This window comes from Sebaldella sp. S0638 (assembly GCF_024158605.1).
Taxonomy (GTDB): domain Bacteria; phylum Fusobacteriota; class Fusobacteriia; order Fusobacteriales; family Leptotrichiaceae; genus Sebaldella.
This window is the reverse complement of sequence record NZ_JAMZGM010000046.1, coordinates 1-12,829: the sequence shown is the minus strand read 5'-3', so window position 1 is coordinate 12,829 and position 12,829 is coordinate 1. Positions and strand designations below refer to the sequence as shown.

Here is a 12,829-nt window from a genome sequence, read left to right as displayed (position 1 = left end):
TCTTAATTAGTAATAACGTTTCCTAGATTTTATCATATTTTATACATTTATAAAAATAACAATATTTTATCTTAAGATAAGTTTTATATATGTAATGAAAGCTGGGAAAATTTGAGTACTTAAACTTTTGGTATTTAAATGTTATTATATAAAAAACAGGAGGTGTTTATGGAAAAAGAGACTGAGGAAAAACTGGCAAAATCACTTACTGCAGAAACAACAGAACTGCTTGAATATATTCCGTATCTGCTTTGTGATTTATGGGAAATAGGCAGCAGCCCTTACGATATGGAAGAATTAATCAGAAAAAATATAAAGCATTATGAAAATTTTGAAGTGCTGGATCTTGGGTGCGGTAAAGGGGCTGTTTCTGTGAAGCTGGCGGAAAGCCTGGGGATTCATGTAAAAGGAATTGACATAATCGGTGATTTTATAGAATTCGCCCGAAAGAAAAGTGTGGAATATGAAGTTTCGCATTTGTGCGAATTTGTTTTGGGAGATATAAATGAGGCAGTTACTATGGAAAAAGATTATGATATTGTGATTTTTGGAGCTGTGGGAAATGTCTTGGGGAATCCAGAGGAAACACTGAGGAAATTGAAAAAGACTATAAAGGATAATGGCTTTATATTGATTGATGAAGCTTATCTGATTAGTTCCGCTGAGAGTATAAAGTATAAAAATTATGAGTATCTGCCTTATGATGAGTGGCTTTGTATATTTGAAAAATTAGGTTTGAGAGTTGCCGCTGAAATAACAGTCAGCGCAGAGCAGGAAGTCGGCAGTGATGCAGAGATGGCGTTTATAGAAAAAAGAGCGGAAGAGCTGATAAAGAAGTTTCCGGAAAAGAAAAGCATATTTACAGGTTATATTCAAAGCCAGAAAAATGAATATGAAGATCTTGAAGAAAATGTAAAAGGCGTAACGTGGCTTTTGCAGAAGATATAATTTCGAGGGAGTGCTAAAATTTTCTGTAAATTAAACTTTCTATATAATAAAAATTTTGGAAAGCCTGGAGAATAAAAAAGTATATAGAATTTTAAGAGTAGAAAATGTAGAAGATACAGGTGTATATTAATTTTCCGGAAAATTAAATATTGTATTAAAATTTTAAAAGTAATTGACATTTATCAGTGATATATGATACTAATAATTTATTGAAAAAATAATTAATATTAGGAGGAAAAATGAAAAAAATATTGCTGATTATTGGAATATTAGCTGGTTCATTGGCTTATGCAGAGGGAAATATTATAGAAGTAAGAGGAGGATATGATTTATCAAGTGTTACTAATTTTGATGAAGATATTTATTCTGAATATGATTTAGACAAGTTTGTGGAGAATGGATTACGTCTGGGAGTAGAATATAGAAGGGAAGTATTTCCAAATTTACAGATAGGTGCTGGTTTGGAATACGGACTAAGCAACATGGATCAACCGGGGAATGTAAGAGCAACAAAAGAAAATTTAGATTACATCTATGATTCTGGTAATTTATCAAGTATACCGTTATACATAACAGCAAGATATGTTTTTAGAAATCCAACAGGGATTAATCCGTATGTTAAGGCTAATTTGGGATATTCAATAAACTCTGGAGATACAAGTGTAAAGTTAACTAATTTCTACGACGGAAGATTGGTAGAAGAATATAACTCTGAAATGAAGAATGGGATGTATTACGGATTAGGATTTGGAGTAGAGTATAAGAACTTTTTAGTAGATCTGACATATGATATAACATATTCTAAAGCAGAAGAGAAAATATATAATTATACTGATAAAGAAGGATTTAGTCATGACTATGATTTTGATGTACAGAAGCTGACTCTATCATTTGGATATCAGTTTGAATTTTAATAAAAAGAAAGTATAAATAATAGTATCAAATATGCATGTTAAAGTATATTTGATATTTTTATTTTATAAAAAAATTCTGGTATGTCCAAAAGAAGCTTTGATTCAGACAAAAGTGTTTATTCGGTTAATGCAGTTTCTAACAGGGGTGACAGTTGGGCTAAAGGCTTGAAAAATTTAGGTTATAATGTAAAAAAAATTAAGAAAGCACAGTAATGAGGATGTACTAAAACAACTGTTAGATCACTATAAAAAAACCTGACACTTTGCCTAAAAAATAAGGAGGAAATAAAAAATATTATTTTAGTAAATTAATTAATAAATGTAAATGTAAATTATCTGAAAATAGATATATTAGAAATTGACAATTAACTAACGGTATAGTAAAATATATAAAGTGAAGTCGATAGTTATAACGAAATATAATCATCGGCTTTTTTAATAAAAGGAAATGGCAAAGGAGGATTTATGAAAGAAAAACTTAATTTAGCAGAGAAATGTAGTAAAACAGCGGAAAGATTAAAGAATGAGAAGCAAAAATCCTTGTCTGAAACATTAATTAGAGGGAAAGATTGTAAGGAAATAAGAGAGAAAATGAACTGTTATCAGGATTTTGAAGAGTGGAGTTTTAAAACAGGATACAGTGTGAGTACTCTGAACAGGGACATAAACAGGTATGAGCTCTATGAGTTAATGGAGAAGGAAACAGGTAAGAGAATAGTAGAAAGTCTGCCAGTAATTTTACTGGGTTGGATAAACAAACTTCAAAATCAGAATGAAGAAAAGTTTAAAGAGCTCGTGGGATTAATAGATTTGGGGATTGATAATACCGGGATAAAAAGTTTTCTTGAGGAAAATATTACTGAAGAAAGTATGCAGTTGAAAGGTGAAGAATTAAGAGAATACTTTGAAGACTTGGAAAAAGAAGTAAGGAAAATAGATAGAAGGAACATAAAGCACAGTATGGGAAAGAAAATAACAAGAGCAATTGACAGGAGTTTTAAATTGATTTCCGGATGTACAAAACTAAGAAATAGGGAGTTAAGCAGAAAAATAGAAGAGATAAATTATGGTATAGGAGTAGTGAGTATAAGCTAGTGTAGAAAATTGAATATTTTTAAAAAGATATCTTAAATATCTCATTTTAAGTTATGGGAAAAGCAGAAGAAATATTCTAAAATAACATTTTTTATTCAATTATTAATAAATGTGCTATATAAACTTTATAAATTAATATATTTAATAAGAATCACAAAATTTTAGGAAGGAAAAAAGGGAGTATGAAAAAAGTAAAACAGGAGGGAATAAGTGAAGAAAGGTAAATGGGAAAGGTTCATAAACAGGAACATAGCAATAGGTCTTTTATTGGGAATGCTAAATAGCTTTATGTTCGCAGATATAAAGTTAGATAGGAATGCAAATCAAAATACAAGTATAGACAGAGCTCAAAATGGACAGGCTGCGATAATAAATATAAATACGCCGAATAATAAAGGTATAAGTGTAAATGATTTTGAGAACTTCCAAACTAAAGAAGGAGTAGTATTTAACAACTTTGGTGAAGGTGTAGGAAGAAGTTATCTTGCAGGAATGATGGCAGCTAATCCTAATCTTAGTAAGGAACAGGCAGCAAGGCTGATACTGAACAGGGTAGGTGGAAATAACAGAGTAGAAATAGAAGCATTTCTTGAGGTGATGTCAAGTAATAAGACAGACATGGTTTTCTCATCAACGAATGGATTCTATTTGAATAATACAGGCTTCATAAATTTTGATAAAGTGATGTTCACTACATCAAGAGTGGATGTAGACGGAAATGGGAATCTTCTTCCTTTTAATATTAGGGGTGGAGATATAACAGTAGGGCGTGACGGTATAAATGCAGAAGGGGTAAGATATCTTGCACTGTTGTCGAAAAGTATTAATATAGACGGTCAGATACATGCTAAGGATGCAGAAGTAGATTTAATAGCCGGAAACTTTGACTATAATCCTGATACAAAGGAATATACAAAGCAAGGAACGAATAATAATGAACTTTTGATATCATCATCAGCATTTGGAAGCGTATACGGAAATCAGATAAAGATAGTAGCAGTTAACGGTAATGTTGGAGTTAACGGAGACGTTATTTCTGAGCGTGTATTGAGAATAAATGCAGATGGAACGATAGTTACTAATAGAATGCAGGCTAAGGAAAGTATAGATATAAAAGCTAAGGAATTTACACAGGAGTCTTCGACTTATTCAGAAGGTAAAGTGAAGATAGAAGCTGATAAAACTTCACTGAAAGGATCAGGGACTCAGGCTGGTGAACTGGAAGTAACTGGGAATCTTGAAAGTAATGTAACAGTGTATTCAAAAGGGAATATTACTGTTGGAGGAGATACTAAGAGTAATGGACAGCTTTTATCAGAGGGCTCATTAGAAGTAAGAGGTAATCTTGAAGCTTCTGATCTGGTTTATGGAAAAGATGAAATAAAAGTAGGTAAGAGTCTAACTAATAAATCAGATTTGCAAAGTGAAGGAAATGTAACTGTAGGTGGAGATGTTACTAATACAGGGAAAGTTTTTTCTGATAAGAATCTGAATATAAAAGGAAATACAGTAAATCAAGGTACTTTATACGGAAAAGATAGTATAAAGATAGAAAAGAATCTCAATAGCTCTGGTAATATCCAGACAGCAGGAGATTTATCAGCAAAAGATACTGTTAATACAGGAAATATTGTTGCTGAAGGAGATATAAATACAGAAAATATTGGTAACAGCGGAGAAGTAGTTACAAATAAAAAGCTTTCTACAAAAAATTTAGATAACAGAACCAGTGGAAAAATAAATACAGGAAACGGAATAAGCACATCAGGAAATGTATCAAATCAGGGTACTATGAATACTAATGGTGACCTGATAGTAAACGAGGATTTTGAAAATAATAACATAGTAAATGCAGGAGGAACACTGACTGCAAAAGATGTTAAAAATACCGGAGTATTGAAGGTATCGGACAGGATAGTTTCAAGAGGAGTTACATTCACAAACAGCGGAGAGGTACTGACAGAAAACCTGGATGTGGTTGTATCTGGAAATGTTGTTAATACAAATAAAATAATAGTATTGGATAATGCGAAATTAAAAGGGAACAGCATAATTAACCAAAACTATATAAGTGCTACGAATATGGAGCTAGTAACTTTAAGTTTAACAAATACAGGAACACTTGCAGCTGACGGAGTACTTAAAGCTAATAATACCTTTATTAACAATGCTGGCGGATATATAGGTTCAAACCAGAAAGTAGAACTTAATAATACAAACCTAACAAACAGCGGAACAATAGAATCAGCAAGTATTGAATTATCAGGTCTTTCAGGTTATGGAAATACAGGCTTGATAAGAGGAAACAGTGTAGTGCTAACCTCTGGAGGAAACCTGACACTGAATGGAACATTACATGGTGAGGATTATCTTCAGGTAAATGGTCTTGATATACTGAATTCAGGTGTAACAACAGGAGCAGGGTATATAGAGATAAAGGGAAGAGACATTATTAATAATACAGAACTGGCTTCTGAAATAATAGTTTTGGAAGGAACAGGAACTGTAGTAAACAACAGTATGATAACGGGAGAAAATGGAAGAATAAGTGCTTACAACATAGTAAATAATGAGTTAATAGCCTTTTCAGAACAGCTTGGACTGATAGCAACAGATAAGATAACTAATAATGCAGGTATGGCAATATATGGCGGAGAGTTATTAGATATAGAATTTAATACACTAGAAAATTTAAGCGGAGAACTTTTGTCAACAGGACTTATCAATCTAAAAGGAAATTATCTTCTGAATCAAACAGGAATGATACAGAGTTCCGGGGATATTTCTATGGAAGTAACCAAGATAGACAATATAGGGTCTGTAAAAGATCTGAATAAATATGAGCTGTATTACGAAACTTGGGACGGATACATCCTAACTCCAGCAGAAGTGGCAGCAAACTGGGCAGGAGTGAAACTTGGAGAAAATAAGTCAAATAAATTTGAAGGATTGTATAGAACAGGACTACTTGCAGCCTTAAAGTTGCCAAAGTATCAGTTTTTACTAGCCAATATATTTTTAGATGATTTATGGGCATTAGACCCGAATGCAGCTGATTACGAGCATTTTAGACAGGGAGCAGTGGAAGGATATTTTGACAGATATCCAATGTCAGAAGGATCGTACATAAGAACGAGTTCAGCTCAGTTTCCGGGAGTGGCTTTGAAAGGGAAGTTAAAGAGTAATGCAGTAACTACATATGCAAATATATCAGCAGGGAATAATATCTCTATAACAGGAAATGAGCTTAATAATAAAGATGGTAAGATATCGGCAGGGAATACAGCAGAGTTAACAGTGAACACAATAACAAATACCACGACACTGGGAAACAGAATACAGCTGAAAGATGGTGTGGAGTATTACAAACAGGAACATTACGGAAGTGGAAGTGACAGGAAATATCACGTTCAGTATTGGAGAGGACTTGGGAATGGAGATATAGCATATGTAACAGGACAGGCAAGCGTAATAGAAGCAAGAAATCTCATAATAAATACAGGGAACCTGATATTAACACCTGAAATAGATACAAACTCACAGATAATTACAGGAAGTACAGCAGGTGGAGGATTTGTAGATAAAAAGACACTGAATACAAAATCAGGTGATGGTGGATCAGGACAGATAGTAATAATAAAGAATATGGATCCGATTCTTGATATAAAAGCAACAGGAATATTACCAATAAATCCTTTAGCAGCACAGAGCAGTCTTTTTAGTACATCAAATGATCCAACATCAAAATATTTGATGGAAACAAGAAGTAAATATATAAACTTAAATAATTTTTATGGAAGTGATTATTATTTATCAAGAATAGGTTATGATGAAGGAAGTGACTGGAATAAAGCAAGAAGACTCGGAGATGCATATTATGAATATCTTCTGGTAACAAGAACACTAACAGAGAAATTAGGAACTAGATTTATAAATGGTTTAAGTGACAGTGAACTGATGAAAGCAATGTTAGATAATTCTGTAGAACTTCAAAAGGATTTACAGCTTACAGTAGGAGTAGCTTTAACAGCAGATCAGGTAAAAGCTTTGAAGAGTGATGTAATCTGGTATGAGTACGAAGTAGTAAACGGGGAAAAAGTATTAGTACCAAAGGTATATTTAAGTCAGGCAACACTGGCTACAATAGAACCAGATGGAAGAAATAAGATAGGCGGACTTGAATTAACAGCGATAAATGCAGATGAGTTAAGAAATAACGGACAGCTGATAGGAAATGGCGGAGTAACTTATGTAAATGCAGGAAGAGTATATAATGTAACAAATACCAATGAGCTTGCAGAAATAAGAGGAAATGAAGTAACAGTAATAGCCACAGCAGGAAATATAGAAAATATTGGTGGAAGAATAAAAGGAATAGAATCAGTAGCACTAGTAGTTGAAAATGGAGACATAATAAACAGCAGCAGTACTTCAAGAACACAGCAGTATACAAACAGCAGAAATAGTACACAACATGACAGTATATTAAGTGTGGGAAGTATAGAATCAGAAGGAATGACATATATAGAAGGTAAAAACTATATATCAGAAGCTGGAAGAGTGAGTGGAGCAACAACAATAATAGATGTAAAGGAAAATATTACAATAGGAAGTCTAACACTGAACGGTTCAGACAGATCAGGTTCAAGCGGAGATAATTATGCAAACTATGATTCAGTACAAAAGATAGGTTCAGAAGTAATAGGAACAGACAATGTAATATTAAATGCAGGAAGAGATATAACAGTAAAAGGAAGTACAGTAGCATCAGATGGTACAGTGCAAATGACAGCTGAAAATATAAATATATTGAATGAAGTGGAATCAATAAGAAAAGAGACAAAGCAGACAGATAACGGCTTTATGTCAACACATTCAATAGAGGAAAAGAGTTATCAGGAATATGCAGCAGGAAGTACAGTAGTTGGAAATAATATAATACTAGATGCATCAAATGATATAAATGTAAGGGCGTCTACTATAGCAGCAGTAAAAAGTGGAATAGAGAATACCGGCGGGAATATCTCAATGGTTGCTGGCAATGACGTAAATATACTGGTTGACACACTTGATAACAGTTATTCATTTAAGGAAAAGAAAAGTGGATTTAGTACAAACTTAGCAAGTGGCGGGGGAAGCTTTACAGCTGGAGTAAGTTATAGCAAAAGCAGTCTAGAGCAGCAGAGAAATGGGACAACAGTAGCAGTATCATCAATAATATCAGAAGGAAGTACAGTAATAGATGCAGGAAACAGAGTAAGAACAGAAGCAATGCAGGCTAATATTGGTGAGAATTTGGTAATAAGAGGAGTAAACGGAGTAGAACTTCTTGATGCTAAGGAAGTGTATGAAGAAAAGATAAAGCAGAAGACAACAACAGTAGGAGTTAGTCTTAATGTAGGATTTACACCCGCACAACTGGCTAATACAGTGAGTGATGTAGCAGGTAATGTTAAAGATTATGGATTTGATAATACATCACAGACAATAAATACTCTTGGAAATGGTATAAGTGATTTGAGAAGTGTATCAGGACTAACAGGGAATTTAAGAGGATGGGCTGAAACGAAGGGGTATATTGCAGTTAAGGATGTATTCCAGCACGGGAATTTATCACCAGATAATCTAAGAAATGCAGCAAAAGGATTAGTAAGTGCATCAGTATCAGCGAGTTTTAGTCAGAGTAGTTATGAATCAAATACAAGTAGTACAATTTCAGTAGCAGGAGTAATAAATGTAGGGAAGAATTTTGTAATAGAATCAGAAGGAGATGTAAAACTTGTAAATCAGAAAATAAGTGTTGGAGAAAACTTTGTAGTAGATGCTAAAAGCTTTGAAGCAAGGGCTGGGGAAAACACTTATAGTAACAGCACAAAATCAAGTTCTGTAGGTGGAAGTATAGGCTATGATATAGTAAACAACAATGCAATGGGCGGACTAAATATATCAGGAGGAAAATCAAATACAAACTCTAAATATTATGATAATACATTTATAGGAGTAGGAGGGACTTTCCAGCTTACCACAAAAGATGATGCAACATTTGCAGGAGTGAATGTAATAGCAGACAAACTGAACTTTGATATAGGGAAGAATCTAAATATAATATCGTTACAGGATGAGTATAAATCAGATGGAAAAAATTACGGAGCAGGAATAAATGTATCAGGAAGACTTGAAGGTACAAAATATGAAACAGGATCAGCAAGACCATCAATAGGCGGGAACTACGGAGAAAATCATCAGGATAGTAAATGGGTGAGCAATCAAACGAGTATAATAGGAGAAAATGGCGGAAATATAAAAGTAGGAGAAACATTAACAAATATTGGTGCAGTAATAGGAAGTCTGAATGAAGAAAGTAAATTAGGAATAGAAGCAAAAAAAGTTGTAATTGAGAATTTGAAAGATTATAATGAAGGTGAGAACTATGGAATAGGATTAAGCGGAATAAGTTTAAAAGATCCAAAAACAGTAGTTCCACAGACATCAATACAGTATGGAAGTCATGATAAACAACAGGATAGTAATGCAACATTTGTTAATACAGAAGTAACAGAAGCAGGAAAGAAACTGAATCTAGAAGAGCTTGGAATAAATACAGATATTACCAAAGCACAGGTAGTGACGAAGGATAAGGTAGTAGAGCAAATAGATACAGAAATTCATACAGATTTACTAAATGAGACGACAAGAAATCAGTTTATCAAAGATGTGAATGGGCTGGTGCAGCTTCCTGGTGATATAATAAAAGCTATTCAGGTAACAATGAATAATGAAGAAAGTAATTTTCTTGACAATCTTGTAGGAACTTTGAGAAATACAGATTCAGATATGACAAATACTTTGACAATGAAAAAGAAGTATGATGAGTTCAATAAAAAAACAAATTTATCTCCAGAAGAAAAGGCGGAGCAGGTACTATTACTGGCAAATGAGTCAGCAAATAGCATGAGGGGTGATCATGGAATAGATAAAGATACTCCAATATTAGTATTATTTGCAGATGAATCAAAAGGAGATGAAGCGGGAGCTTTTCTACGTGAAGATGGTATGCTGGTAGTATTTATAGATCCAAGTAAAACAGATGTATCAGATGCAAAAAGTGTCTATAATACATTAATGTTTGAAATGAATCATTATAATCCAAGTAATCCATACGTGTATGACCAGAAAGAAAAAGAAGTAACTAAAGACACATTATCGCACAGGCAGGAAGAAGGATTTACTTCAATAGGGCGAAAGGATATAACAGGAGAAGGAAATGCTTTTTATGATGAAATAAAAGGAAGTAAAGTATTAAATATAGGGAATGGGATATATGGTTCAATAGATCCGGAAGATTTGGATTATAGGGATTATTCAATAAATGGTTTTATAAATTGGGGAACAAAGAAAGCTAAAAATACAGCCATAGGTATAAACAATTTATGTAATAAAAATGAAGTTTGTAAAGAAGTAAAAAAAGATGCCAAAAAAGTGGTGAATGTAAGCACAAAAGTAGTGGTGAACAATACAGATAAGGTTTTAGATGCAGTAACAGATGGGAAATTAAGAGTAAGTAAAGATATAGTAGAACAGGTAAATAAGCCAGAGGGAACAACAAAAGGATTAAAAAAAATAGTTGAAGATACAGATGGAAGTAGTACAAAAAAAGCCAAGGAAGCGCTAGTAACCATCATAGTGATGGATAAGGAAACGTCGAAATTATCAGATAATGAGGTCAAAAAACTTAATGGGGAAACAGATAAAAATTTAGATACTAATACAAGAGTGGTAAGCCAACAAGAATATGATGCTTTGAAACCATTGGAAGAGAAATATCCAAGTACAGGTGTTTGGGGTCATATGTGGAATAATTTATTTGAAGGGACTAATTATAATGGTTATCAGATAAAGGTAGTAGGTAAAACTGAAAATGGAGAATTAGTAGTTCAAGAATCATTGAGAACAGGCCCATTATTAGGGGGAGATTTAAATACTTTTTATCAAGATATGAAGGATAATGGAGGAATTCCAGGGACGATAACAAAAATAGGTACAGTAGATTCTTGGGGAGTAGGAACAAATTATGTAATAGGTTCGAATTTAGCAGAGACAGAGTCAGCTATATTAGGGCAAAAAATGTTAGATGTGAAGATATCAGGTTATAATCTGGGAGTTTTAGGATGTGTATCAACAATAGGTGGCTGTGGAATATTAGCAAATGATTTTTATTCAGATATAATGGATACTTTATTTCCAGAAACATATGGTAAGAATAATATAATAAGAGGTACAATAGAAACAGGAGTAAAGTATACATCAGTAGGAGTTCCAGAAGAATACCAAAGTTTAGTAACGGATGTATTATATTTTGGAGCGAATTCAAAGTTAGCAGAAATGGGGAAATGGGAAGATGTAGGAAGTACGTTAAATGGATTATTTAGTAAGAAATATGAGGTAAATAGTTATATAGATCCATTTGGAAATGTATATACAGAAAAAGTACCTATAGAAAATAATTTAGATGATCTGAATAGCAAGGTTTTGGAGGCTTCTAAAAATAACAATTTAGGAAATCAAATTTCAAGAGAGAAAATTATTGAAGGCGCAAAAACATATGAACAGGCTAGAAATAAGGCTTTTGAATTCATTGATGATATTGGACAAACTGAACCATACTATGGGACAATGGATAGAAGCATAGGATATGGGAAAGTAGTAGGACGACAAAGTATTGATGGAAAGGTGAGGTGGAGAGTGGATTATGACCCTCAGAAAGGAATGCACATAAATGTTGAAGATTTTAGATTAGGAAAAGGCGAGAAAGCGCTGAAATATGCAATACCCTTTGATGGAGATGAAAAGACTTTTGAACAAATTTTAAAAAATTTAAATAAGTAAAAAGGTGGTAAAATGTCAGAATTTTATAATGAGTTATTAGGACTTTTGGATGGAACATTGGAGTTAGTAGAATTCAAAAAGTTGGATAAAATACTTAATAATTTAAGAATTCCAAAAATTAAATCTGAAATTTTAAAATACGACTGGTCAAGAATAGAAAATAAGATGATATTTAATTATAATGAAATCCAAAAATTAGAACGATTTCTTAAAGTACATGATAAGAAAGTTTACATATATTGGGATAATTTTGAATTAACTCCAATAAAAATAAAAATGAGTGATTTTTATAAGTATTACTATGACATTGAATGTATAGGTTTTTATACATGGATATTATGTGAAGATTTTTCTTTTTTTATGGAATCTCATGGAGATCATGTAAAATTGATAAAATTATAATGATTAAAATAATTAATAATGGGGTCTCGTCTAAGTAGGCTAAAGATTTTCCAAAAAATCCAAATGTAGCTCCAAGTGCAGAAAGTTCAGTAGCTTATCATTATCAGACTCATAAGGATGAAGTAGGTGCTACAAGTATTGAGGATTATATGAATAAAGCAGAAGCATTTAGTTCAAGAACAAACACTATGAAGTATTCAGATGTTACATTAGCTGATGGAAGTCCAGGAATAAAATATGTTGACACTAAGAAAAAACAATTTATAATTCGTGATTTATTCGAAAAAATTATTTCATACGGAGGGACAGAAAATAAAAGGTAGGAGAAAAAAATGATAATAATAAAAAAAAATTATTCTGAATATAATGTAAGTTTAGAGTTTTTAGACTTTCTAAAAAAAGGAGATTTTAAAATAAGGGTATATGAGTACATAATAGACCATCCAGATGGTAAATATGAAGCTATCTTTAATTATTCTTTCAAACAAACTGATGAGTATGTGTATGATTGTAATGGTCAAGCAAAATGGGAACATTAGGATCCAAAGAAATTGAATCTAGCCTGGTAAGGAGTAATAAACCCA

The 12,829-nt window shown here is 32.6% G+C and carries 7 protein-coding genes; all 7 read left to right on the top strand.

Annotation, left to right across the window (positions count from 1 at the left end):
- Positions 1-168 precede the first annotated feature (168 nt).
- The 7 genes from NK213_RS12550 (at position 169) to NK213_RS12520 (ending at position 12,784) form a co-directional block, all read left to right on the top strand.
- Positions 169-948: a bifunctional 2-polyprenyl-6-hydroxyphenol methylase/3-demethylubiquinol 3-O-methyltransferase UbiG gene (locus tag NK213_RS12550; RefSeq protein ID WP_253349667.1), complete on the top strand. Its 780-nt coding sequence runs from the start codon at positions 169-171 to the stop codon at positions 946-948.
- A gap of 239 nt (positions 949-1,187) precedes the next feature.
- Entirely contained in the window at positions 1,188-1,862 is a 675-nt protein-coding gene (locus NK213_RS12545) for an outer membrane beta-barrel protein (protein WP_253349665.1), read from the top strand.
- 465 nt (positions 1,863-2,327) lie between these two features.
- Positions 2,328-2,957 carry a hypothetical protein gene (locus tag NK213_RS12540; protein ID WP_253349663.1) on the top strand — a complete coding sequence of 210 codons (630 nt, stop codon included), beginning with the start codon at positions 2,328-2,330 and terminating at the stop codon, positions 2,955-2,957.
- A 210-nt stretch (positions 2,958-3,167) separates the two neighbouring features.
- The gene (locus NK213_RS12535; RefSeq protein WP_253349661.1) at positions 3,168-11,843 is read left to right on the top strand and encodes a hemagglutinin repeat-containing protein; all 8,676 of its coding nucleotides are present in this window, start codon (positions 3,168-3,170) and stop codon (positions 11,841-11,843) included.
- Between the two features lie 12 nt (positions 11,844-11,855).
- On the top strand, positions 11,856-12,245 hold the full coding sequence (locus tag NK213_RS12530; RefSeq protein ID WP_253349659.1) for a hypothetical protein: 390 nt from the start codon (positions 11,856-11,858) through the stop codon (positions 12,243-12,245).
- Positions 12,246-12,394: 149 nt separating this feature from the next.
- Positions 12,395-12,568: a hypothetical protein gene (locus NK213_RS12525; RefSeq protein WP_253349657.1), complete on the top strand. Its 174-nt coding sequence runs from the start codon at positions 12,395-12,397 to the stop codon at positions 12,566-12,568.
- 9 nt (positions 12,569-12,577) lie between these two features.
- Complete coding sequence (locus tag NK213_RS12520; RefSeq protein WP_253349655.1) at positions 12,578-12,784, top strand: hypothetical protein; 207 nt, start codon at positions 12,578-12,580, stop codon at positions 12,782-12,784.
- Positions 12,785-12,829: the final 45 nt, after the last annotated feature.